The sequence below is a fragment of the Streptomyces puniciscabiei genome (genome assembly GCF_006715785.1).
GTDB classification, from domain to species: domain Bacteria; phylum Actinomycetota; class Actinomycetes; order Streptomycetales; family Streptomycetaceae; genus Streptomyces; species Streptomyces puniciscabiei.
In genome coordinates, this window is record NZ_VFNX01000001.1 from 4,767,131 (window position 1) to 4,790,060 (window position 22,930).

The following is a 22,930-nucleotide window of genomic DNA, read 5'->3' on the forward strand; positions in this document are numbered from 1 at the left end:
GTCAGACCCACTTGGCCTGGAGGAGGTTGATGCCCGGGTAGGGCTGGGCCCTTATGCCGGTGAGCTTCCGGGGGTCCCAGGCGGTCATCAGCTCGTTGTGCACGACCGGGTACAGCACGGCCTGCTCGGCGACGAGGTCGATGTAGTCCTGGACCATGGCCTTCTTCCGGTCCGGATCCGGCTCCCGGGTCGCCCGGTCCATGTCCTTGAAGAGCTGCCTGGCGACGGGGTTGCCGGCCCACCGGGTGTACCCCATCCACAGGTTCTGCGGCCCGTAGTTGTAATGCATGATCAGGTCGGCGTCGAGCCCGAACTGATTGGGATTGGATGCGGCGGCGACGACCTGGTAATCCTGCTTCTGGTCCATCTTGGTGAAGACGGCGGTGGTCTCCTGCGGCGCGAGAGACGTCTCCACCCCGATCGCGTCCCATGACGCCTTGATGGTGGGCAGACAGTCCACGATCCAACTGACGTTGACGGCGAGGATGTTGACCTTGAGGTGGCTGACCCCGGCGGCTTGGAGGAGGGCCTTGGCCTTCTGCGGGTCGTAGTCGTAGACGGTCCTGGCGCGCCGGTAGGCGGGGTTGCCCTCGTTGAGGAACGAGGACGCGGGCTTGCCGTGCCCCTTGAGGGCGACCCGCACCATCTTCTCCGTGTCGATGGCGTAGTGCAGTGCCTGCCGCACCCGCACGTCGTCGAAGGGCTCGTGCCGGGTGTTGAACATCAGGAAGAGGTTGTTCATCCCGGCGCCACCGGCGACCTTCAGGCCCCCCTGCTCCAGGCGCGCGATGTTGGCGTAGGGGATGTTGTCGGCGATCTGCGCCCCGGCGTCGGATCCGGAGATCTTCGCGACGCGCGGCGCGGCGTCCACGATCGTCAGCCAGTTCATCCGCTTGAAGGCGGGCGGGCGGGGCCCGTTGTAGGCGGCGTACGCCTCGAAGGTGGTGTTGGACTTCGGGTGGTGCGCGGTCTGCCGGTACGGTCCCGAGCCGACGGCCAGTCCCCTGATGGCGTCGTCCCAGGCGCCGGGCCTGGCGAAGACGTGCTTCGGCATGATCTTGGCGAGGGTGAGCCGGGAGAGCCCGTCCGGGAAGGGGAACTTGAGCAGGAGCTCGACGGTGCGGGAGCCGGTCCTGCGGACGCCGTCCAGCCAACTGGCGAAGAATCCCTTGGCGAGCGTCTGTGTGCCCGGGTCGAGGATCCGGTCGAAGACGAACACGACGTCGTCGGCGGTGACGGGCTTGCCGTCGTGGAAGGTCGCGCCCGGGCGCAGCGTGAAACGCCAGGTGGTGGCGTTCGGGTCCGTCGGGACCTCGGTGGCCAGGGCCGGGTACGGCACCCGGCTGATCGGGTCGGTGTCCAGCAGGCCTTCGTAGATGTGGTTGTTGGCGGCCATGCAGAACGCGGACGCCGTCTGCGTCGGATCCCAGCTGCCGTCGTTCCCGTAGCCGATCACGGCGGTCAGCGTCCGGTCCTTGCCGGTGCCGTCGCCCCCGGTGTCGTTCGTGGACTGCGGCCCGGCGGAGCAGGCGGTCAGCGCGGGCGGCAGGAGAGCGGCCGCGCCGAGCGCACCGGTGTGGCCGAGGACCTGCCGGCGGCGCGGTGCCGGTACGCCGGGGTCGGGTGTCACGTCGTCGCGCACGGGTCCTCCAGCAAGGGTTTAGGGGAGGGGGAGATACGACGTCCTACGTCCGGTCGGTCGCGACCATAGGAGGGGGCGTGGGGGCGGTCAAGACGGCGCACACGAATGGGCTAGCCGCCACAGGTCGGCACCAATGGCGGCGGCGCGCGCCGCCAACCCCCTTGCTCTGCTTCGTGCTTACAGGGCGCAGACCCCTGCCGAGTGTAGAGGCGCAGCGTCACTGCCGATGTACGAAGAGTGAAACCCGGAGAGACGGGGGAGCGACTTGGCCGGAACCGAAAAAGGCAGGGGTGGTGCCGCAGTGAAGCCTCCCATCGGCAGCTGTGCCGTGGACACCTGTACCGGGCGGGTCGGGATCGTCATGGGACACGTGGGGCCGTATGTGCAGCTGAGACCCTACGGCGGAGGCCGGGAGTGGGACGCCGACCCCGCAGAGGTGCGGCTTGCCACCCCCGCCGAGCGGCTGAGCGCGGCGACCGCCCGTGCCAACGCCCGCAGCCGTGGGGAGGTCCCCTAGATCGCCACCTCCTCCATACGGGCGGTCACGACCAGGTCGCCCTCCGGGGCCGGCCGGGCCGGGTTCCCGGCGCGGTGGTAGCCGTCCGGGGTGAAGGCCGGGGCGCTGCGCCCGGGGGACCCGTAGTAGCCGCGCACGGGTACGGGCCCCGGACGAGGAGTTCACCTCGTTCAGGGCGTCCAGCCACAGGGCGGCGGTGCCGGGCGTCAACGAGGTGACGGTCCCCCGCTCCCGCTCGATCGCGCGGAAGGCGGCCGCCGGCGCCGGTTCGTCGAGCAGCACCACCGTCCCGCCCACCGCCGGCGTGCCGAGGATGCCGGGGCAGCCGAGGTGAAGGGGGACTCGGCGGCCAGCGTCGCCGGACAGACGTCCTCGGGGCCGGGGGCGAGCGGCTCTGCGATGGTGCGGAGCTGGTAGGCGTAGTCGTCGTGAGTGCGGCCGACGAGGCCCGGCGGGGCCGTCCCGCCGGGGCGTCCGCCGCGCACTGAGCCGTCGGACGGCAGGAAGAACGCCACGGAGGCGTCCAGGCGGCGGTCCGGGACGGGCGCCTCGTCCACCGCGTGCAGCGGGAAGGCGAGCGCCCCACCCGGCAGCAGCGAGAAGCCGCCCGTCTGCTCGCCGGGCGCGGCCCAGGTGAAGATCCGCCGCAACGACGTCGAACCGCGGCGATCCCGGCGGCCATCTCCGCGTGGTCGAAGCCGCGGTGGACCGCCGGGCCGACGTAGCCGACGGCCTCGGTCGCGGCGACCAGGTGAGGGGTCTCCGTCTCCTGGTGGGTCAGTCCTCCGGGAGGGCCGGCAGCTGGACCACGACCCGCTTGCCGGGCCCCGCGCCGCGCAGCCGCAGGCCGGCGGCGGCCATCCGGCGGTCCAGCCGGAAGTACGTCAGGCGGGTCGCACCGTGCACGAGCGCGGTGCGCGGGTGCGTGCTCGCGCGCCCACGCGTGCAGCAGCTCGGGCAGGGCACTCCTTCTTCCAGCACTCTCCGTCGCGCCGCGCTCAACATATTGTTCAAGCGCATCGGCAGCGGAGCGCTTGGGCGAGAATGGTGCTCATGACTCTGTTCCGCGACGACGGCATCGTGCTGCGCACCCAGAAGCTGGGTGAGGCGGACCGGATCATCACGCTGCTCACGCGCGGTCACGGGCGGGTACGTGCCGTGGCCCGGGGGGTGCGGCGGACGAAGTCGAAGTTCGGGGCCCGGCTGGAACCCTTCTCCCATGTCGACGTGCAGTTCTTCGCGCGCGGGAGCGAGCTGGTCGGGCGGGGGCTGCCGCTGTGCACGCAGAGCGAGACCATCGCGCCGTACGGGGGCGGAATCGTGACCGACTACGCCCGCTACACCGCCGGAACGGCCATGCTGGAGACCGCCGAGCGGTTCACCGATCATGAGGGCGAGCCGGCGGTGCAGCAGTATCTGCTGCTGGTCGGCGCCCTGCGCACGCTCGCCCGGGGCGAGCACGCCCCCCACCTCGTCCTCGACGCCTTCCTGCTCCGCTCCCTCGCCGTCAACGGATACGCCCCGAGTTTCAGTGACTGCGCGAAGTGCGGGATGCCCGGACCGAACCGGTTCTTCTCCGTGGGATCCGGCGGTTCTGTCTGCGCCGACTGCCGGGTGCCCGGAAGTGTCGTACCGTCGCCGCAGACCCTGGTGCTCCTCGGCGCGCTGCTTACGGGAGACTGGGAGACGGCGGACGCCTGCGAGGCGCGGTACGTCCGCGAGGGCAGCGGGCTGGTGTCCGCCTACCTGCACTGGCATCTGGAGCGCGGGCTGCGTTCGCTCAGGTACGTCGAGAAGTAAGAGGGAGACGAGAAGCACATGGTCGTACGCGGGATCCTGGGGCGCCAGCGGCGCGAGTACAAGGCGCCGGAGCCGCACCCGTCCGGCGCCCGCGCGCCCAAGCTCCCCGGCGAACTGGTCCCGAACCACGTGGCCATCGTCATGGACGGCAACGGGAGGTGGGCGAAGGAGCGGGGGCTGCCGCGGACCGAGGGACACAAGGTCGGCGCCGAGCGGGTGCTGGACGTGCTCCAGGGGTCGATCGAGGTCGGCGTCCGCAACATCTCCCTCTACGCCTTCTCCACCGAGAACTGGAAGCGTTCGCCCGACGAGGTCCGCTTCCTGATGAACTTCAACCGCGACTTCATCCGCAAGACGCGGGACCAGCTGGACGAGCTCGGGATCCGGGTGCGCTGGGTGGGCCGTATGCCCAGGCTGTGGAAGTCGGTCGCCAAGGAGCTGCAGGTCGCCCAGGAGCAGACCAAGGGCAACGACCTGCTCACCCTGTACTTCTGCATGAACTACGGCGGGCGTGCCGAGCTCGCCGACGCGGCGAAGGCGCTCGCCGAGGACGTCGCGGCGGGGCGGCTGGACCCGGCCAAGGTCAGCGAGAAGACCATCCAGAAGTACCTGTACTACCCGGACATGCCGGACGTGGACCTGTTCCTGCGGCCCAGCGGCGAGCAGCGCACCTCCAACTACCTGCTCTGGCAGAGCGCGTACGCCGAGATGGTCTTCCAGGACGTGCTGTGGCCCGACTTCGACCGCCGTGACCTGTGGCGGGCCTGCGTCGAATTCGCCTCCCGCGACCGGCGGTTCGGCGGCGCCGTCCCGAACGAGGAGCTCCTCGCCATGGAGGCCGCCATGAAGGGCGACGAGTCCATCTCGTAGCCACCGGCGGTTCACGCGGGTCGCCGAGGATGCGGGGTTCATGAGACGTCTCACGCCTGCCCTCGCCCTCGGCGCCCTGCTGCTCACCGCGCTGCCCGCGCACGCCGCCGACGGCCCCGCGCACCGCGAGAGTTATGGCACCAAGGCGCCGTACGAGCCCGGGCAGAGCACGCACACCTACCAGCGGCCCCCGGCCGGTTACACCGCCGTCTTCGCCGAGAACGTCTCCCGGCACGGCTCCCGTGCGGCGACCGGCAGCGAGGACGGCGACCTGGTCCTCGCACTGTGGGACAAGGCCCAGGCGGAGGGTCAACTCACCGGACCGGGCGAGGAGTTCGGGCCGACCGTGCGGGCGCTGACGGCCGCCATGGAGAAGGTCGGGTACGGCAACCTCAGCGGGCGCGGCCGGCAGGAGATGCGGGACACCGCGACGCGCATGGAGCAGCGCCTGCCCACGCTGTTCGCGAGCATCGCCGACGAGGGCGAGAAGATCGACGTGGTCAGCTCCGGGCAGGGGCGGGCCGTGGACAGCGCGGCCGAGTACACAGGAGCCCTCGCCTCCGCCGACCCCGCGCTGCAGCCGCTGATCGGTCCCACCCGCACCGACAAGGACCTGCTGTACTTCCACAAGGCGGCGGGCGGTGCCGCGTACCGCGACTACATCGCCCACGACCAGCGCCTCAAGGACACGCTGAACGCGATCACCGACCAGCCCAGGACGCACGAGGCCGCGCGCCGTGTGCTGCGCCGGATCTTCCAGGAACCCTTCGTCGACGGGATCACCGACCAGGTCGGCGCCGCGCGGGCGATCTACAACCTGTACGCCATCGCGCCGGCGATGACCGAGGAGAGCCCGGACGGGGCGGGCTGGGGCCTGGAGCGCTACATCTCCCCCTCCGACGCGTCCTGGTTCGGCTACCTCTCCGACGCCGAGGACTTCTACGAGAAGGGCCCCGGCTTCACCGACAGCGACATCACGTACAAGATGGCCGGCGTGCTCCTGGACGACTTCTTCCAGCAGGTCGAGGCCAAGCGCGCCGGCACCAGCGACCTCGGCGCCGAACTGCGCTTCACCCACGCCGAGGAGATCATCCCGCTGGCCGCGCTGATGGGCCTGCCCGGCAGCACGGAACCGGCGACACCGGGGGAGCCGTACACCTACGCCGGCAACCCCTGGCGGGGGGCGTCGGTGGCCCCGCTGGGGACGAACATCCAGTGGGACGTGTACGAGAAGGACGGCCGCTACCTCGTCCGCATGCTCTACAACGAGCGGGAGACGCCGTTCCGGGCCGGCTGCCACCCGATCGCCGAGGGCAGCGCGTTCTACGACCTGGACGAACTGGAGCGGTGCTTCGGACGGGCATGAGCGCGGGCGCCGGATGATCGGCTTCTGTACGATCCCGCCTCATGGTCATGGACATGGGGCGGGATGCGGTGCAGGACGTCGTGGAACTGAGATACCGGCCGGAGGTCGCGGACCTCACCTCGGCGCTGCGGGCGCGGCAGCGGGTGAGCCGGGTGGGGTGGATCTACCGGTGGACGCCCTACGTGACGGGGTTCGGCGCCCTGGTGGAGATCGTGCCGGCGGTCCAGGGCAAGCACTTCTCGCCCGGCATGCTGGCGTCGCTGGTCGTCGTCACCCTGTCGCTGGCGCTGTCTCCGTGGCTGGGGGCCCGTGCCTTCCACAAGCTCGCCGTGCGGCAGGGACTGATCCGGGTGACGGTGACGGAGGCCGGTGTCGCGGTGGCCACCGACAACGTCACGGCCTCGGTCAACTGGGTCGCGCAGCCGCGCTACCTGGAGACGGCCCGGGTGTTCGTGCTCCTGAGCGACGACAAGAACGCCACGGCGTTCACCATGCTCCCCAAGAGCGGCCTGGCCGACCCGGCGGACGCCGACCGGTTGCGCGCCATCCTGGACCGCCACCTGCAGCGCCTCTAGGCCACGGCGCTCAGCCCTCGGCACAGTCGGCACACGTGCCGAAGATCTCCACCGTGTGCGCCACGTTCACATACCCGTGCTCCGCCGCGATCGCCTCCGCCCACTTCTCGACGGCCGGGCCCTCCACCTCAACCGCCTTGCCGCAGGCACGGCACACGAGGTGGTGATGGTGTTCTCCGGTGCTGCAGCGGCGGTAGACGGACTCGCCGTCGGACGTGCGCAGGACGTCGACCTCGCCGGCCTCGGCGAGGGACTGGAGGGTGCGGTAGACCGTGGTCAGGCCGACCGAGTCGCCCTTGTGCTTGAGCATGTCGTGCAGCTCCTGGGCGCTGCGGAACTCCTCGACCTCGCCCAGGGCCGCCGCCACGGCTGCACGCTGGCGGGTCGCGCGGCCCTTCACGGGCGGTCCAGCGGTCGTCACCGTTGTCTCCTCACGTCTCGCTTCTGCCCGGGCGGCCATTGTGCCAGCCCGGGCCGGCAGCGGTCAGACGGTGATCTCGTCCGCGGTCCCGCGCGTGGCCGGAATCGAGCACTCCGCCGGGTCCCCGGCGGGCTGTGCGGCGGCCGCCGCACGGGCGCGGCGGCGGGCCAGCGGCGTGGCCAGGGCCGTCAGCGCGACGAACCCGGCGATGGTCAGCAGGACGATCGTCGCGCCGGGCGGCACGTCCTGGTAGTACGAGGTGATCGTGCCGCTGACGGTCACGGCCACGCCGATCGCGACCGCGATCACGAAGGTCGCCGTGAAGCTGCGGGTGAGCTGCTGCGCCGCCGCGACGGGTACGACCATGAGCGCGGACACCAGCAGCAGGCCGACCACGCGCATGGCCACCGTGACCGTGACCGCCGCGGTGACCGCCGTCAGGAGGTTGAGCGCGCGCACCGGCAGGCCCGTGACCCGGGCGAACTCCTCGTCCTGGCTGACCGCGAACAGCTGGCGGCGCAGGCCGAGCGTGACCAGCACGACGAACGCGGCCAGCAGGCAGATCGCGACGACGTCCGACTGCGACACCGTCGACAGCGAGCCGAACAGGTACGTCGTCAGGTTCGCGTTGGAGCCGGCCGGCGCGAGGTTGATGAACATCACGCCGCCGGCCATGCCGCCGTAGAAGAGCATCGCGAGGGCGATGTCGCCGCGGGTCCTGCCGTACCAGCGGATCAGTTCCATCAGGACCGCGCCGAGGACCGAGACGGCCGTCGCCATCCACACGGGGGACGTCGACAACAGGAAACCGAGGCCGACACCCGTCATCGCCACGTGGCCGATGCCGTCGCCCATCAGGGCCTGGCGGCGCTGGACCAGGTAGATGCCGACCGCGGGCGCGGTGATGCCGACCAGGACGGCGGCGAGCAGCGCGCGCTGCATGAAGGCGTAGTTCAGGAAGTCCATCAGCTCAGCAGTCCCGTCCGCAGAGGTTCGGTACCCGACGGTGCGTGCGGGTGTACGTGGTCGTGGCCGGGCAGGGCGTGCTGGCCGACGGCCTGCGGGGGCGGCCCGTCGTGCAGGACGCAGCCGTCGCGCAGGACGACCGCCCGGTCGATCAGGGGCTCCAGGGGGCCCAGTTCGTGCAGCACGAGCAGGACCGTCGTACCGGAGTCCACCTGCTGCTTCAGTGTGCCCGCGAGCACCTCCTGGCTGGCCAGGTCGACACCCGCCATCGGCTCGTCCATGATCAGCAGCTCGGGCTCGGCGACGAGGGCGCGGGCGATCAGGACGCGCTGGTGCTGGCCGCCGGAGAGGGCGTTCACCGAATCCTTGGCGCGGTCGGCCATCCCGACCAGCTCCAGGGCCCGGTGCACGGCTTCCCGGTCGGCCTTGCGGAAGACGCCGAAGCGGGTGCGGGACAGGCGGCCCGAGGAGACGATCTCCGTGACCGTCGCCGGGACGCCGCCCGCGGCCGTCGTCCGCTGCGGTACGTAGCCCACGCGCGCCCAGTCACGGAAGGCGCGGCGCGGGGTGCCGAACAGCTCGATCGCGCCGCCGCTGACCGGGACCTGGCCGATGATCGTACGGATCGCCGTGGACTTGCCGGAACCGTTGGCGCCGAGCAGCGCGACGACCTCGCCGCGGCCGACGGTGAGGTCGATGCCGCGGAGCACGGGGCGCGCGCCGAGTTCGGCGGTGACGCCACGCAGGGATATGACGGGCTCGCTGGTCATCGGGTCCCCTGTCATTTCGCGCCCAGCGCCTGCTGGAGCGCCTTGAGGTTGGCCTCCTGGACGGAGAAGTAGTCCTTGCCGCGGCACTTGGCGGTGATGCCCTCGATCGGGTCGAGGACGTCCGTCTTCAGCCCGGCGTCGTTCGCGATGGTCTTCGCGGTCTTGTCGCTGACGAGCGTCTCGTAGAAGACGGTGGAGACGCCGTCGGCCCTGGCCATCGTCTCCAGGTCCTTCACGCGCGCGGCGCTGGGCTCGGACTCGGGGTCGAGGCCGCTGATGGCCTCCTCGGTCAGGCCGTAACGCTCGGCGAGGTAGCCGAAGGCGGCGTGGGTGGTGATGAAGACCTTGGTCCTCGTGTGCGCGAGGCCGCTCCTGAACTGCCGGTCCAGGCCGGTCAGCCGCTCGACCAGGGCCGTGGTGTTCTTGCGGTAGTCGGCGGCGTGCTTCGGGTCGGCCTTCTCGAAGGCCTTGCCGACGCCCTCGGCGACCTGGGCGTAGCGCACCGGGTCGAGCCAGATGTGCGGGTCCTTGCCCGAGGACTCCTCGTTCTTGTGGGTGTCGTGCGCGGCCGCGTGGCCGCCGACCTCGTTGCCGTGCTCCTCCAGCGTGGTCAGGGAGGCCGCGTCGATCTTGGTCTTGACCGGGGACTGGGCCACCGCGTCGTCGACGGAGGGCTGCAGGTTCTTCAGGTACAGCACCGCGTCGGAGTCCTGGAGCGAGGCGATCTGCCGGGGGCTGATCTCCAGGTCGTGCGGCTCCTGGCCGGGGGAGGTGAGACTGGTGACGTGGACGTGGTTCCCGCCGATCCGCTCGGCGAGGAAGGCCATGGGGTAGAAGGACGCGACGACGTCGAACCTGCCGGTGTTCGCCGCCTCCGCCCTGTCGCCGGAGCAGGCCGTGAGGGTGCCGAGGCCGAGGGCGGTCACGGCCGTGAGGGCGGCGGTGGGTATGAGGCGTCGTCGTACGTTCATGACAGTCATTTTCAACAAATATGGAAACCGTTGTCAACAAGCACCGGTAAAGGCCCGGCGAGAGCCCTGGAGGCGGACTTGGGGAGGGGGCCGATTTGGTCCGGGGGGAGCCTGCGCCGGTAACCTGAATCATTCGCTGGAAGCATCTCGCTTCAACGCCCGTCGTCGTAATGAAGAGAGCACCGTGGCCGCCGACAAGATCGACACCATCGTCAGCCTGAGCAAGCGCCGTGGCTTCGTTTTCCCGTGCAGTGAGATCTACGGCGGACAGCGTGCCGCCTGGGACTACGGACCGCTGGGTGTCGAGCTCAAGGAGAACATCAAGCGCCAGTGGTGGCGCTACATGGTGACGTCGCGCGAGGACGTGGTCGGTATCGACTCGTCCGTCATCCTGGCCTCCGAGGTCTGGGTCGCGTCCGGCCACGTCGCCACCTTCACGGACCCGCTGACCGAGTGCACCGCGTGTCACAAGCGGTTCCGCGCCGACCACCTGGAAGAGGCCTACGAGGAGAAGAAGGGCCACGCCCCGGCGAACGGCCTGGCCGACATCAACTGCCCGAACTGCGGCAACAAGGGCCAGTTCACCGAGCCCAAGCAGTTCTCCGGTCTGCTGTCGACGCACCTCGGCCCGACCCAGGACAGCGGCTCGGTCGCCTACCTCCGTCCCGAGACCGCCCAGGGCATCTTCACCAACTTCGCCCAGGTGCAGACCACCTCGCGCCGCAAGCCGCCGTTCGGCATCGCCCAGATGGGCAAGTCGTTCCGCAACGAGATCACGCCGGGCAACTTCATCTTCCGCACCCGCGAGTTCGAGCAGATGGAGATGGAGTTCTTCGTCAAGCCGGGCGAGGACGAGAAGTGGCACGAGTACTGGATGGAGCAGCGCTGGAACTGGTACACCGGCCTGGGTCTCCGTGAGGAGAACATGCGCTGGTACGAGCACCCGAAGGAGAAGCTCTCCCACTACTCCAAGCGCACCGCCGACATCGAGTACCGCTTCCAGTTCGGCGGCAGCGAGTGGGGCGAGCTCGAGGGCGTCGCCAACCGCACCGACTACGACCTCTCGTCGCACTCCAAGGCCTCCGGCCAGGACCTGGCCTACTACGACCAGGAGGCCCAGGAGCGCTGGACGCCGTACGTCATCGAGCCCGCGGCGGGTGTCGGCCGGACCATGCTGGCCTTCCTGCTCGACGCCTACGTCGAGGACGAGGCCCCGAACGCCAAGGGCAAGATGGAGAAGCGCACGGTGCTGCGTCTCGACCACCGTCTCGCCCCGGTGAAGGTCGCCGTCCTGCCGCTGTCCCGCAACCCCGAGCTGTCCCCGAAGGCCAAGGGGCTCGCCCAGGCGCTGCGCCAGCACTGGAACATCGAGTTCGACGACGCGGGTGCCATCGGCCGCCGCTACCGCCGCCAGGACGAGATCGGCACGCCGTACTGCGTGACCGTCGACTTCGACACGCTCGAGGACAACGCGGTCACGGTGCGTGAGCGTGACTCGATGAAGCAGGAACGCGTGTCGCTGGACCAGATCGAGGGGTACCTCGCCGGCCGCCTGCTCGGCTGCTGAGGCCTGCGGCGCTTCAGCCGCCCTTGCCCGCCCACCCGTCCGAGACCGTCGGCCGGGTGGGCGGGCCTTTTGCGTTCACCGTGACCTCGTGTTCACGGCCTGGCCGCCGCCACCCCCGCGCCGTCCATGTAGTCCCGTACCCGCGTGAGCAGGCCGTCGTGGACATGCAGGACCAGGAGACCGGGGACGCTGAACGAGGCGCCGGTGGCCGGCAGCGTGCCCCGTACCGTCTGGTCGGCGACGAGCACTCCGGGCTCCGTGGTCTCGTAGGTCGCGACCCTCCTGATCTCCTCCACCCGGGCGGGGCTCACAGCCCAGGCCGCCCGGTAGCCCGCGCGCACCGCCTCGCGCCCCTCGAAGCGCGGGGGGAAGCCGGGGGAGGTGAACGGGAACTCGTGCACCGCGTCCACGGCGTACAGGTCGGCGAGGTCGTCCGCGGACTTGTCGAGCATGGCGCGGTAGTAGCGGTCCAGCACCTGGCGCGGGGTGCGCGGGGCGGGTGACTGAAGGTCGTCCGGCACGGGTCCCTCCGTTCGCTCAACGGTTGTTGACCCACCCAGCCTAGGAGTCGGCCGCCTGTTCGGTCAACGGCTGTAGAGTGAACCCATGTCCGCCCCTCACCAGAGCCGCGCCGACCGCCGCCGTGCCACCGAGGCGCGCATCCTGGACCGGGCCCGGGAGCTGTTCGCGGAGAAGGGGTTCGACCGGACCACCATCCGCGCCGTGGCGAGCGCGGCGGGCGTCGACCCGGCGCTGGTCATGCAGTACTTCGGCTCCAAGCGCGAGCTGTTCACCCGGGCCGTGCAGGCCGTCCCCGCGCTGCAGGCGGCCACCGACGCCGACGCGCTCGTCGATCGGCTGCTGGCCACGCTCGGCCTCAAGCTGGGCGGCCTGCCCGAGGGCGCGCTGGCGATGCTGCGCTCCATGCTCACCGACCCGGCGGCCGCCGAGCAGGCCCGCGAGACCCTGGGCCGGCAGATCGGCGGCGTCGGCGACGCACTGCCCGGGGCCGAGGACCGCGAGCTGCGCGCCGCGCTGATCGTCACCACCTTGCTGGGCGTCACGATCGGCCACCAGCTCCTCGGTCTGCCCGCGCTGCGTGACACCCCCGCCGACCGCGTCGCCGCCCTGCTGCGACCGGCGATCGAGGCGCTGACGGAACCGGCGGGCTGACGGCCGCCGGGGCTCAGCGGCGCCGCAACGCCTTGACGCTGTCGCCGAAGGCCCGGCTCTTCGAGCCGTCCCGGTGGCCGCCGCCCGCGCCGGGCTGGGCCGGCGGGCCGGGGCCCTGCTTGTCGTAGGGCGCCCTGACGGTCGTGCCCTGGACCCCCGCCTGCCGCGCCGCCGATGGAGAGCCGGCCGGACGTCTTCGCCGCGCGCATCTCCGCCGGTGTCGCCGCCTTTCCGCCCCCACCGCCTCTCGCCACCGCCCGGCACGGTGCTTTTCGTTAATGGGTCTGGACCAAGCTGACATCTATGGAATGACAGATATTGAAATCTGTCAGCTGTCATGGGAGGGTGGAGGCATGACCACGCGAACCCGAACCCTCGGAACCACCGGCCCCCAGACCTCCGCCCTCGGCCTCGGCTGCATGGGCATGTCCGCGCTCTACGGCGACGCCGACCGCGCGGAGTCCATCGCGACCGTCCACGCAGCCCTGGAAGCGGGCGTCACCCTGCTGGACACCGGCGACTTCTACGCCATGGGGCACAACGAGATGCTCATCGGCGAGGCCCTGCGCACCGCCCCGGCCGCCCTGCGCGAACAGGCCCTGACCAGCGTGAAGTTCGGCGCCCTGCGCGACCCGGAGGGCAACTGGAGCGGCTACGACGGCCGCCCGGCCGCCGTGAAGAACTTCGCCGCCTACTCCCTGCAGCGCCTCGGCGTCGACCACATCGACGTCTACCGGATCGCCCGCCTCGACCCGGACGTGCCGATCGAGGAGACCGTCGGCGCGATCGCCGAACTGATCGAGAAGGGGTACGTCCGGCACGTCGGCCTGAGCGAGGTCGGCGCCGGGACCGTCCGCCGGGCCGCCGCCACCGCCCCGATCGCCGATCTCCAGATCGAGTACTCGCTGATCAGCCGTGGTATCGAGCAGGAGATCCTGCCCACCACCCGTGAGCTGGGCATCGGGATCACGGCGTACGGCGTGCTCTCGCGCGGGCTGATCTCCGGGCACTTCCGCCGCGACCGGCAGCTCGCCGCGAACGACTTCCGCGCCCACTCGCCCCGCTTCCAGGGCGAGAACCTCCAGCACAACCTCAACCTGGTCGAGGCCCTGCGCAAGATCGCCGAGCAGAAGGGCGTCACCGTCGCGCAGATCGCCATCGCCTGGGTGCTCTCACGCGGCGACGACATCGTTCCCCTCGTCGGCGCCCGCACCCGCGAGCGGCTGGGCGAGTCGCTCGGCGCGCTGGACGTCACCCTGGACCCGGCCGACCTGGCGGCGATCGAGGAGGCCGTCCCGGCGGACGCGGCGGCCGGCGACCGCTACCCGACCGCGCAGATGGCACACCTCGACAGCGAACGCTGACCATGGCTGCAGGTACGGTCTAAGGCATGGCACCGCCCACCGAGACCCTGACCGCCGAGCGCATCCTCGAAGCGACCGAGGAGGTGCTGCGCCGACACGGCCCGGCCAAGGCCACCGTGGTCGACGTCGCCCGCGCGCTGGGCGTCAGCCACGGCAGTGTCTACCGGCACTTCCGCACCAAGGCGGCCCTGCGCGAGGCGGTCACCAAGCGCTGGCTGGACCGTACGGCGGAGCGGCTCGCCGGGATCGTCGTGGCGGACGGCTCCCCCGAGGAGCGGCTGCGGGCCTGGCTCGCGGCGCTGTTCGAGGCCAAGCGGCACAAGGCGGGCGACGATCCCGAGCTCTTCGCCACCTACACGGTGCTGACCGACGAGGTCGGCACGGTGGTCGGCGAGCACATCGCCGACCTGACCGCGCAGTTGACCCGGATCATCGCGGACGGGGCCGGGTCGGGCACCTTTCCGGTGCCCGACCCGGCCGCCGCGGCTCGAGCCGTCTTCCAGGCCACCGGCCGTTTCCATGACCCCTGTTACGCCCGGGAGTGGACCACCCCCGGCGTCGACGAGGAGTTCACGGCCGTGGTCGACCTGCTGATCCGGGGCCTCAGCTCACCGTCACGGTGACCGGGGACGAGTGCAGCGTGCCGGACTTGGTCGACACCCGCACCTGCTCGGTGCCCTTGGTGGTGAACGTCCGCCTGATCGTGTAGGTGCCGTTCTTGTTCACGACCGCCGTGGTCCTGAGCGTGGTCCACTTGCCGTTGTGCAGGTGCTGGAGCACCAGCGTGGAGCCGGACTTGACGCCTCTGACGCGGCCGATGAACACCACGGTGTTGCCGACCTTGACGGCCTTGCGGTTGGCCCGGACGGTGATCGAGCCCATCGCGGCCGGCGTCCGCGAGGGTTTCACGCTCGGCTTGCCGGTGCGGGTCACCGAGGGCATGGCGGTCGGCATGCCGGTGCGAGTCGGCGTCGGCATGCCGGTGCGGGTCGGCGTCGGCATGCCGGTGCGGGTCGGCGTGGGCATGCCGGTGCGGGTCGGCGAGGGGGTGGGGGTGGGAGTGCTGGTCGCTGCGAAGGCTCCGGTCGTACCGCCGGAGAGCAGCGCCACGGAGAGGACGCCGGCGCCAAGCGCGCGGCCGTAGCGGTGGTGGCGGAGTTCGGAGTTCATGTTCATCTCCTGTCGATCGCTCGATCGGACGCCTTCCAGGCTGACCCGACTTCGCTCCGTCGGCCACTCGAGACCGTCTGTAATCGCCCTCGGATCAGGCAAGTGCGCAGGTCAGCAGGGGTGTCCGGGACCGTTTTTCGGGCCCGGCGCGATCAACGGGAGGGCTGCCGGGCCGCCGCCGGATCGACCGTCGCCTGGTGCGCCTCGGCCAGATGCTCCTCGGCCTTCAGCCACGGCAGGAACTGGGCGCCCTTGCGCCAGCCGCACGTGTCGCATCTGATCGTGCGCTGCACCCCCGTGCGCTGGACCCGGACGACGTGCTCCCGGCCGTGCTGGTCCCAGCGGCTCACCTTGCTCGTGCTGTTGTCCTGCGCCATGACGCCTCGCGCCTCCTCGGCTGATGTGGCACACCCCGGCCGGGACAGGAGTGTGCAGCAAGACGAACATCAACAGGGGGAGCTTCACGCGGAGTTGTCCGAGCCGTGGCCCGGCCCCGGTCGCCTCACCCCATCTCGCGTGGCAGCCGCAGGCTGAGCAGGCCCGTCAGCACGACCCCGGCCAACTGCACCAGCAGCGTCGTGACCAGCGCGTCCCGCATGCCCATGCGAGGCACCAGGGTGAGGAACAGGGTGCCGAGCGTGGCCACGCCGAGGGCGAGCGCGGACTGCTGGGTGGTGACCATCACACCGCTGCCGACGCCCGCCCGGGCGGGCGGCACCTCGGACATCACGATCCGGAACACATTGGGCAGTTGGAGCGCCTGCCCGGCACCGGCCACGGCGGCGCCCGGCAGCAGCGAGCCGAAGTCCAGGTGCGGCCAGTCCCGCCAGGCGGCCAGCACGATCAGCAGCACGCCCACGCCCTGGACCACCGAGCCGGCGGTGACCATCCGGGTGCCGTGACGGGCCGTCAGCCTGGGCCCGGCGAGGGAGGTGAACAGGAACACCACGGCCATCGGCGCGAGCGCGAGCCCGGCCGCGACCGGCCCGAGACCGGCGCCCTGCTGCAGCGCCAGCGCGATGACGAACATGAACCCGCTGAAGCCGATGGAGAACGGCAGGATCAGGATCAGACCCCGCCGCAGCGAGGCGAGCGCCAGCAGGCTCGGCGGCACCAGCGGGGTCCGCCCCGCCCGGTCGGCCCGCCGCTCCACCGTCCAGAACGCCCCGGCGGCGAACGGGAACGCGGCCAGCGACAGCCACGTCCACAGCGGCCACCCCGCGGCCCGGCCCTCGGTGAGCGGGGCCAGCAGCGTCAGCAGGGACACGGCGAGCAGGACCGTGCCGGGTCCGTCGACGGGCTCGGGGTGCTGCGAGCGGGTCTCGGGCACGACCCGCACGGCGAGGAGCAGGCCGAGGACGACCACGGGCACGTTGACGAGGAACACCGCGCGCCAGCCGGTCCCGGCGACATCGGCGGCGACGAGCACTCCGCCGAGTATCTGCCCGGCGACCATGGACAGTCCGGCGGTCGCGCCGTACAGGCTCATGGCCTTCGCGCGGCGCGCGCCGCGGGTGGTGGCCTGGATGGTGGCCAGCACCTGAGGCAGCATCGCGGCGGCCGAGGCGCCCTGCGCGACCCGCGCCGCGACCAGGCTCCAGGCGTCCGGCGCCAGCCCGCAGGCCAGCGAGGTCAGCCCGAACGCGGCCATGCCGCCGAGGAACAGCCGGCGGCGCCCGAACAGGTCGCCGAGCCGCCCGCCGAGCACCAGCAGCACGGCGTACGCCACGCCGTACCCGGCCACCACCAGCTCCAGCACGGCCTCGCCCGCGGCGAGGTCGGTGCCGATGGTCGGCAGGGCGACGTTGACGATGAAGAAATCGACGAGCGGCAGCGCCGCGGCCAGCAGTACGGTGAACAGCCCGGGCCCGCCGAGTGCGGGCGGTGCGGCCGTCGTGCGGACGGCCGGGGTGGTGACGGTTTCACTCATGTCCCCGAGCCTGCGCCCCCGCACAGACTGGTACCAGAGTGTGCTGATCCTGGTACAAGAAGTACCTGGCAACAGGATGAGGGGACAGGCACCCTGGAACCATGACCACCATGGCCACGGACCGCAAGACGCCCGCCCCGAAGCCGACGAGCCGTGGCTCGGAGATCCGGCGGCACGAGCTGGCCGCGTTCCTGCGCAGCCGCCGCGAGCGCATCAGCCCCGAGCAGGTCGGCCTGCCGCGCGGGGCCCGGCGCCGTACGCCGGGCCTGCGCCGGGAGGAGGTGGCCCAGCTCTCCGCGGTCGGCGTCACCTGGTACACGTGGCTGGAACAGGCCCGCGACATCCAGGTCTCCGTGCAGGTCCTGGACGCCCTGGCCCGCGCGCTCATGCTGGACGCCGGCGAACGCGCCCACCTCTTCCAGCTGGCCGGTGCCACCGATCCGACGCCCGCCGCGAGCTGCCCGAGCGTCACCCCGGCCCTGCGCGCGATGCTGCGCCAGCTGGAGCCGATCCCGGCCTGCATCCAGAACAGCCGGTACGACATCCTCGCCTACAACCTCACCTACGGCCGCCTCCTGTGCGACCTGGACGCGATACCGGCGGAGGACCGGAACTGCATGCTCCTCGTGTACACGAACAAGGACTGGCAGTCATCGGTCATCCGCCTGGAGGAGACCCAGCGCCTGATGGCCGCCAAACTGCGCGCGTCCCTGGCCGGCCATCTCGGCGAGCCGGCCTGGAAGATGCTGCTGAAGCGCCTGGAGGCGGAATCCCCCAACTTCCGCGAGCACTGGGAGCGTTACGAGGTCGTCGGCAGCCGTTCCAAGACCAAGGAGTTCCTCAACGCCCATGTCGGCCGCCTCAAACTGGAGCACACCGACCTCTGGCTGGGCCCCGAACCGGGCGCCCGCATGGTGACGTACGCCCCGGCCGACGAGGAGACCCGCGAGCGCCTTGAGCGGCTGTACGACCTCGCCCGCGGGGCCGTTGCCGGGCCTGCCGGAGCATCCTGAGGAGGCGGCCCCCTGCGCCCCGAAGGCGCTCCTGCACATCGGAGGCGCTCCTGCGCCCCGAAGGGGCGCGGGGAACTGCGCGACCAGCCACAACGGCGCCGCACTTCGAACGACGGCACAGCGCGGCTTTACCAGCGGAGCGCTCAGGCTCCCACCGTCTGGCGGATCTCCGCGGACTCCAGGGTCTCGGCCGTGCGTTCGGCGGTGCGGTGGGCCCAGTGGCCGCTGGTGAGGAGGCCGAGGAGGAGGACGGCCAGGCCGCAGGCGGTGAGGATCCACCAGCCGGGGCGGGCGGCGGAGACGAAGGCCTGCTTCATCGGTGAGGCGCCGATACCGGAGGCCAGGACCGCGCCCACCACCGCGACGCCCAGCGTCTGGCCCAGCTGCCGGCTCGTGGAGGCGACCGCTGCGGCGACCCCGGCCTGGGCGCGTGGCATGCCGGAGACGGCCGTGTTGGTGATCGGCGCGTTGACGAAGCCGAAGCCGATGCCGAACAGGACGTAGCCGACGAGCAGGGGGGCGTTCGACGTCTCCGCCTCGAAGGCCGCGAAGAGGACGCCGCTCGCCGTCATCGCCGTACCGGCGACCAGGAGGGGCAGGCGGGGGCCGCGGCTGCCCACCAGGCGGCCGGACAGCGGGGCGCACAGGAAGGTCGGCGCGGCCATCGGGAGCATCCACAGGCCCGCGTGCAGGGCGTTCAGGCCGCGGACGTTCTGCAGATAGAGCGTGGACAGGAAGAGGAAGCCGCCCAGCGCCGCGAACGCGCTGACCGCGATCACCGTGGCGCCGCTGAACGGAGCCGAGCGGAAGAAGCGCAGGTCGATCAGGGGTTCCGCGCGGCGGGGCTCGTACCACAGGAGGCCGAGGAGGGCCGCGACGGCGACGGCGAAGAAGGGGGCCACCGCGGTCGCGCCCGAGTCCGGCGTCTCGATGATCGCGTACGTCAGCGAGCCGAACAGGGCGATGACCAGGAGCTGCCCGACCGGATCGGGGCGGCGGGCCTTCGGTGCGCGGGACTCGGGGACGAAGCGGAGGGTGAGCAGGAGGGCCGCGAGGCCGACCGGGAGGTTGATCCAGAAGATCGAGCGCCAGCTCACGGACTGCACCAGCAGCCCGCCGACCAGCGGGCCGGCCGCCATGGATATGCCGACCACCGCGCCCCAGACGCCGATCGCCCTGGCCCGCTCCCGGGCGTCGGTGAAGGTGTTGGTGATGATCGACATGGCGACCGGGTTGAGCATCGAGCCGCCGACCGCCTGCACCATCCGGAACACCACCAGCAGGGACAGGTTCGGCGCGAGCGAACACAGCAGTGAGCCGATGGAGAACACCACCAGACCGGCCATGAAGACCCGTTTGCGGCCGATCCGGTCGGCCGTCGAGCCCGCGAGCATCAGCAGCGAGGCGAGGACCAGCGTGTAGGCGTCGATCGTCCACTGCAGGCCGGAGGTGGTGGCGTGCAGATCGCGCTGCATCGACGGCAGCGCCACGTTCAGCACGGTGTTGTCCAGGCTCACGATCAGCAGGCTCATGCAGCAGATCGCGAGCACGAGGAGACGGCGGCGGTGGCTCAGCTCTGGCATGGACTCAATCGTACGCTTAACTCGATAGTGCGTCTAACTAATAGTGTGCCTAAATGATGTCCACTACACGATCACGGTGGTCGTCCTGGTCGGCGCCCTGTCCCGGTACCCGGGGCAGCCTGAGCCCAAGCCTGCGGGAGCGGCCGGCCGGGCTGCCGGCGGAATGAGGGACAATGGGTGCTTGCCCCGTGTCCCCGTGCCGTAGATCCGTCCCGGAGCCCTGTGATGACCCAGCCCCTCTCCATCGGCCCGCACGCCGTGACGCCGCCCGTCGTGCTCGCACCCATGGCGGGGATCACCAACGCGCCCTTCCGCACGCTGTGCCGTGAGTTCAGCGGGGGCAAGGGGCTCTTCGTGAGCGAGATGATCACGACCCGGGCGCTGGTCGAGCGCAACGAGAAGACCATGCAGCTGATCAGGTTCGACGCGAGCGAGCGGCCGCGCTCGATCCAGCTGTACGGCGTCGACCCGGCGACCGTCGGCAAGGCCGTCCGCATGATCGCCGAGGAGGACCTGGCCGACCACATCGACCTGAACTTCGGCTGCCCGGTCCCCAAGGTGACCCGGAAGGGCGGCGGGTCCGCACTGCCGTACAAGCGGAACCTGCTGCGGGCGATCCTGAAGGAGGCCGTGAGCGGCGCCGGTGACCTCCCCGTCACCATGAAGATGCGCAAGGGCATCGACGACGACCACATCACCTACCTCGACGCCGGCCGCATCGCCGTCGAGGAGGGCGTCACGGCGATCGCCCTGCACGGCCGCACCGCCGCCCAGCACTACGGCGGCACCGCCGACTGGGACGCCATCGCCCGGCTGAAGGAGCACGTCCCCGAGATCCCGGTGCTCGGCAACGGCGACATCTGGTCGGCCGAGGACGCGCTGCGGATGGTGCGGGAGACCGGCTGCGACGGGGTCGTGGTCGGGCGCGGCTGCCTGGGGCGGCCCTGGCTGTTCGCGGACCTGGTCGCCGCCTTCGAGGGGCGTACGTCCTTCGCGCGGCCCACGCTCCGGGAAGTCGCCGACGTCATGGTCCGGCACGCGACCCTGCTCGGGGAGTGGATCGGCGAGGAGGCCAAGGGAGTCGTCGACTTCCGCAAGCACGTCGCCTGGTACCTGAAGGGCTTCGCGGTCGGCTCCGAGATGCGTAAGCGGCTCGCGATCACGTCCTCGCTGGAAGAACTGCGGGCCGGGCTGGACGAGCTGGACCTCGACCAGCCATGGCCGGCCGGCGCGGACGGGCCCCGCGGCCGTACGTCCGGCAACAACCGCGTGGTGCTGCCGGACGGCTGGCTGAAGGACCCCTACGACTGCGCGGGGGTCAGCGAGGACGCGGAGCTGGACACCTCCGGCGGCTGATCAGCCCTTCTTCGGATGCGGTGTCGAACCGAACGCCGTCAGGAAGCGGTCGCGGAACGCGCTCATCTTCCACACCGGGGCGTTGTGGGCCGGCCGCAGCCCGTCGGTCCAGTTCCAGCTCGCGACCTTGTCGAGGAGCTTCGGGTCCTTGGCGACGATCGAGACCGGGACGTCACGGCTGGCGTGGTTGCCGCTGGCGTGGGCGTTCGGCTGGTGGTCGCCGAGGAAGACCAGCACGGTGTTCTCGTTGCCGTAGCGCTCCAGCCACTCGGTCAGCGCCGTCACCGAGTACTGCACCGACTTGCCGTACTCCTCCTTGGAGTGGGTGTCGTCGGTGAGGGTGTAGGAGGACGGGTTGCCGGCCTTCTCGATGCCCTTGAAGATCGAGCCGTCGCCCAGCTGGTTCCAGGGCACCATCTTCGGGATCGGCGCCCAGGGCTGGTGACTGGAGGTCAGGATGAGGAAGGACATCCGTGACCTGCCGTCGGCGGGCTTCTTGCTGTGCACCCGGTCCTGGTACTGCTGCAGGGTGTACTGGTCGGGCATGGTCGACCAGCTGAACTTCGGTCCCTTGTAGCCCAGTTCGAAGGCGTTGTAGACCTTGTCGAGGCCGTACCACTTCTGCTCCGGCCACGCCTTCTGCACGCCCGGCATGACCCCGACCGTGTCGAACGCGCCGGTCTTCTTGAACGCCTCGGTCAGGCTCATGTGGTCGCTGGCCATCACCGTGCGGTAGCGCTGCTGGTTGCTGATCCACAGGCCCGACATGGTGGTGGAGTGCCCGAGCCAGCTGCTGCCGCCGTAGGTCGCCGAGGTCAGCCAGCCGCTCTTGGCGTGGAAACCGGCCTTGGCCAGCGCCTTGGTGCGGGCGTCGAGCGTCGCGTCCACGCCGGGCGCCATGAGCGGGTCCTCGATCGCGCTGCGGCCGTAGCTCTCGATGAACGTGAAGATCATGTCCTTGCCGCGCAGGTCCGGGACCAGCTGGCTGCCCGGGGTGTTCCCGAACGCGTCGACCTTCGCGACCTTCCGGAACTCCGCCTCGTCCTTGAGCGTGGCCGAGACCAGGCGGGCCTGGGCCTTCAACGCGGTGGCGGTGCTGTCGGAGGCGAGCGGCACGCCGGCCGTCTGGAGGCCGAGGGAGGAGCAGGTGATCCAGACGACCCCGGCGATCAGCGTGCCCCGGGTCGCGATGGCGGTGTGCCGGGCGAGCAGATTGCTCAACCGGACCATGGACAGCGCCAGCAGCACGAACAGGAGAAGGACGGCGGCGATCACACCGGCCACGGCGACCAGGGTCTTGGTACGGCCGAGCGAGTCCTCCAGGTACGACTCCGCGTCGCCGAACAGGCTCCAGTCGAGAACGACGTTGAAACCACGGCCGAGATATTGCTTGAAGCCCATGTCGAGCGCGTTCAGCACGGTCATCGCGCCCAGCGCGACCCCGGACACGGCCGCCAGCACCACCCGTGGCCGGCGCGGCAGCGCGATCATCACGGCCGCGCCGATCACGGCCTCCGCCGGAATCCGCACGAACTGCCCGGGCTCCAGCTGGGCGACGGAGTTCGGCATCACCAGCGCGGCGATGACCAGGGCGGCGGCGAGCACGGTGACGGTGACGGACAGCACCTGGGCGGCGGTCGGATGCTCCTCCCGCAGGCGCCGTACCCACGCCCTGGACGCGGCCCAGGGGCGTGGGAAGGGGCGGCGCGGACCGGGTATGCGTACGGCGGACCGTTCCGGCTCGGCCTCTTCGGCCTCCGCTACGGCAGATGCGCGCGTGCTCATGTCCTGGGACACCCAGCGTCCTTCCCTACGAGACCCGATCCGCAGTCCCGTACGGCCACCCGTCGGCCCCTGTTCAGGGCACTGAGCAAAC

25 protein-coding genes and 1 pseudogene are annotated in these 22,930 nt (G+C 71.0%); 11 read left to right on the forward strand and 15 right to left on the reverse strand.

All coding sequences use genetic code 11. The features are described from left to right. Position 1: 1 nt before the first annotated feature. Positions 2-1,642, reverse strand: a complete 1,641-nt coding sequence (locus FB563_RS22060; protein WP_055704951.1) for an ABC transporter substrate-binding protein — start codon at positions 1,640-1,642, stop codon at positions 2-4. Positions 1,643-1,943: 301 nt separating this feature from the next. On the opposite strand from FB563_RS22060, the gene FB563_RS22065 reads away from it, so the two are divergent. Next, positions 1,944-2,159, forward strand: coding sequence for a hypothetical protein (locus FB563_RS22065; RefSeq protein WP_055704952.1), 216 nt, complete (start codon positions 1,944-1,946; stop codon positions 2,157-2,159). Here the strand turns inward: FB563_RS22065 and FB563_RS22070 are convergent. The 3 genes from FB563_RS22070 to FB563_RS44950 form a co-directional block, all read right to left on the reverse strand. After that, positions 2,156-2,296 carry a (2,3-dihydroxybenzoyl)adenylate synthase gene (locus FB563_RS22070; protein WP_142218850.1) on the reverse strand — a complete coding sequence of 47 codons (141 nt, stop codon included), beginning with the start codon at positions 2,294-2,296 and terminating at the stop codon, positions 2,156-2,158. The two genes, FB563_RS22065 and FB563_RS22070, sit on opposite strands and share 4 nt — an antisense overlap. Positions 2,297-2,365: 69 nt before the next feature. Next, a complete protein-coding gene (locus FB563_RS22075) occupies positions 2,366-2,809 on the reverse strand; it encodes a hypothetical protein (RefSeq protein ID WP_055704953.1) in 444 nt (147 codons plus the stop codon). 127 nt (positions 2,810-2,936) lie between these two features. After that, positions 2,937-3,065: a (2,3-dihydroxybenzoyl)adenylate synthase gene (locus FB563_RS44950; RefSeq protein WP_142218851.1), complete on the reverse strand. Its 129-nt coding sequence runs from the start codon at positions 3,063-3,065 to the stop codon at positions 2,937-2,939. Positions 3,066-3,212: 147 nt separating this feature from the next. On the opposite strand from FB563_RS44950, the gene recO reads away from it, so the two are divergent. The 4 genes from recO to FB563_RS22100 are packed head-to-tail and all read left to right on the forward strand — an operon-like array spanning position 3,213 to position 6,770. Further along, positions 3,213-3,959: a DNA repair protein RecO gene (recO, locus tag FB563_RS22085; protein ID WP_055704970.1), complete on the forward strand. Its 747-nt coding sequence runs from the start codon at positions 3,213-3,215 to the stop codon at positions 3,957-3,959. A gap of 18 nt (positions 3,960-3,977) precedes the next feature. Next, positions 3,978-4,829 (forward strand): isoprenyl transferase, encoded by an 852-nt coding sequence (locus tag FB563_RS22090; RefSeq protein WP_055704954.1) that lies wholly within the window; start codon positions 3,978-3,980, stop codon positions 4,827-4,829. A gap of 40 nt (positions 4,830-4,869) precedes the next feature. Then, entirely contained in the window at positions 4,870-6,195 is a 1,326-nt protein-coding gene (locus FB563_RS22095) for a histidine-type phosphatase (RefSeq protein WP_055704955.1), read from the forward strand. Positions 6,196-6,236: 41 nt separating this feature from the next. After that, positions 6,237-6,770, forward strand: a complete 534-nt coding sequence (locus FB563_RS22100; RefSeq protein ID WP_055704956.1) for a YcxB family protein — start codon at positions 6,237-6,239, stop codon at positions 6,768-6,770. 10 nt (positions 6,771-6,780) lie between these two features. Here FB563_RS22100 and FB563_RS22105 read toward each other — a convergent pair whose 3' ends face one another. The 4 genes from FB563_RS22105 to FB563_RS22120 form a co-directional block, all read right to left on the reverse strand. After that, on the reverse strand, positions 6,781-7,191 hold the full coding sequence (locus tag FB563_RS22105; protein WP_055704957.1) for a Fur family transcriptional regulator: 411 nt from the start codon (positions 7,189-7,191) through the stop codon (positions 6,781-6,783). A 63-nt stretch (positions 7,192-7,254) separates the two neighbouring features. Further along, positions 7,255-8,157, reverse strand: a complete 903-nt coding sequence (locus FB563_RS22110) for a metal ABC transporter permease (protein WP_055704958.1) — start codon at positions 8,155-8,157, stop codon at positions 7,255-7,257. Then, complete coding sequence (locus tag FB563_RS22115; protein ID WP_055704959.1) at positions 8,157-8,927, reverse strand: metal ABC transporter ATP-binding protein; 771 nt, start codon at positions 8,925-8,927, stop codon at positions 8,157-8,159. Before FB563_RS22115 ends, FB563_RS22110 begins: the two co-directional genes overlap by 1 nt. A gap of 11 nt (positions 8,928-8,938) precedes the next feature. Continuing rightward, on the reverse strand, positions 8,939-9,898 hold the full coding sequence (locus FB563_RS22120; protein WP_055704960.1) for a metal ABC transporter substrate-binding protein: 960 nt from the start codon (positions 9,896-9,898) through the stop codon (positions 8,939-8,941). A 184-nt stretch (positions 9,899-10,082) separates the two neighbouring features. Here FB563_RS22120 and FB563_RS22125 point away from each other — a divergent pair, with 184 nt between their 5' ends. Continuing rightward, positions 10,083-11,465, forward strand: coding sequence for a glycine--tRNA ligase (locus FB563_RS22125; RefSeq protein ID WP_055704961.1), 1,383 nt, complete (start codon positions 10,083-10,085; stop codon positions 11,463-11,465). Positions 11,466-11,557: 92 nt separating this feature from the next. Here FB563_RS22125 and FB563_RS22130 read toward each other — a convergent pair whose 3' ends face one another. Beyond that, a complete protein-coding gene (locus FB563_RS22130; RefSeq protein ID WP_055704962.1) occupies positions 11,558-11,986 on the reverse strand; it encodes a nuclear transport factor 2 family protein in 429 nt (142 codons plus the stop codon). Positions 11,987-12,071: 85 nt separating this feature from the next. Between FB563_RS22130 and FB563_RS22135 the strand changes: the two genes are divergently transcribed. After that, entirely contained in the window at positions 12,072-12,638 is a 567-nt protein-coding gene (locus FB563_RS22135; RefSeq protein ID WP_055704963.1) for a TetR/AcrR family transcriptional regulator, read from the forward strand. Positions 12,639-12,651: 13 nt separating this feature from the next. Here the strand turns inward: FB563_RS22135 and FB563_RS44135 are convergent. Continuing rightward, positions 12,652-12,792 (reverse strand): annotated as a pseudogene (locus FB563_RS44135) (chitinase); the annotation flags it as partial. A gap of 199 nt (positions 12,793-12,991) precedes the next feature. On the opposite strand from FB563_RS44135, the gene FB563_RS22145 reads away from it, so the two are divergent. Together FB563_RS22145 and FB563_RS22150 are read left to right on the forward strand one after the other, a co-directional pair. Continuing rightward, on the forward strand, positions 12,992-14,002 hold the full coding sequence (locus tag FB563_RS22145; protein WP_055704964.1) for an aldo/keto reductase: 1,011 nt from the start codon (positions 12,992-12,994) through the stop codon (positions 14,000-14,002). A 26-nt stretch (positions 14,003-14,028) separates the two neighbouring features. Next, positions 14,029-14,625 (forward strand): TetR family transcriptional regulator, encoded by a 597-nt coding sequence (locus FB563_RS22150; protein ID WP_055704965.1) that lies wholly within the window; start codon positions 14,029-14,031, stop codon positions 14,623-14,625. Here FB563_RS22150 and FB563_RS22155 read toward each other — a convergent pair. The 3 genes from FB563_RS22155 to FB563_RS22165 all read right to left on the reverse strand — a co-directional run bounded on the left by FB563_RS22155 (position 14,606) and on the right by FB563_RS22165 (position 17,102). Then, complete coding sequence (locus tag FB563_RS22155; RefSeq protein WP_142218852.1) at positions 14,606-15,172, reverse strand: hypothetical protein; 567 nt, start codon at positions 15,170-15,172, stop codon at positions 14,606-14,608. The two genes, FB563_RS22150 and FB563_RS22155, sit on opposite strands and share 20 nt — an antisense overlap. Before the next feature lie 152 nt (positions 15,173-15,324). After that, positions 15,325-15,549 carry a hypothetical protein gene (locus FB563_RS22160; protein ID WP_055706719.1) on the reverse strand — a complete coding sequence of 75 codons (225 nt, stop codon included), beginning with the start codon at positions 15,547-15,549 and terminating at the stop codon, positions 15,325-15,327. Positions 15,550-15,674: 125 nt separating this feature from the next. Then, complete coding sequence (locus FB563_RS22165) at positions 15,675-17,102, reverse strand: MFS transporter (protein WP_055706720.1); 1,428 nt, start codon at positions 17,100-17,102, stop codon at positions 15,675-15,677. Positions 17,103-17,203: 101 nt separating this feature from the next. Between FB563_RS22165 and FB563_RS22170 the strand changes: the two genes are divergently transcribed. Further along, positions 17,204-18,115, forward strand: coding sequence for a helix-turn-helix transcriptional regulator (locus FB563_RS22170; RefSeq protein ID WP_055706721.1), 912 nt, complete (start codon positions 17,204-17,206; stop codon positions 18,113-18,115). A 143-nt stretch (positions 18,116-18,258) separates the two neighbouring features. Here the strand turns inward: FB563_RS22170 and FB563_RS22175 are convergent, their stop codons facing one another. Continuing rightward, the gene (locus FB563_RS22175) at positions 18,259-19,698 is read right to left on the reverse strand and encodes an MFS transporter (RefSeq protein WP_055706722.1); all 1,440 of its coding nucleotides are present in this window, start codon (positions 19,696-19,698) and stop codon (positions 18,259-18,261) included. A 225-nt stretch (positions 19,699-19,923) separates the two neighbouring features. Between FB563_RS22175 and dusB the strand changes: the two genes are divergently transcribed. Then, positions 19,924-21,054, forward strand: coding sequence for a tRNA dihydrouridine synthase DusB (gene dusB / locus FB563_RS22180; protein ID WP_055706723.1), 1,131 nt, complete (start codon positions 19,924-19,926; stop codon positions 21,052-21,054). Here the strand turns inward: dusB and FB563_RS22185 are convergent, their stop codons facing one another. Continuing rightward, the gene (locus FB563_RS22185) at positions 21,055-22,839 is read right to left on the reverse strand and encodes a sulfatase-like hydrolase/transferase (protein ID WP_234357784.1); all 1,785 of its coding nucleotides are present in this window, start codon (positions 22,837-22,839) and stop codon (positions 21,055-21,057) included. Positions 22,840-22,930 lie beyond the last annotated feature (91 nt).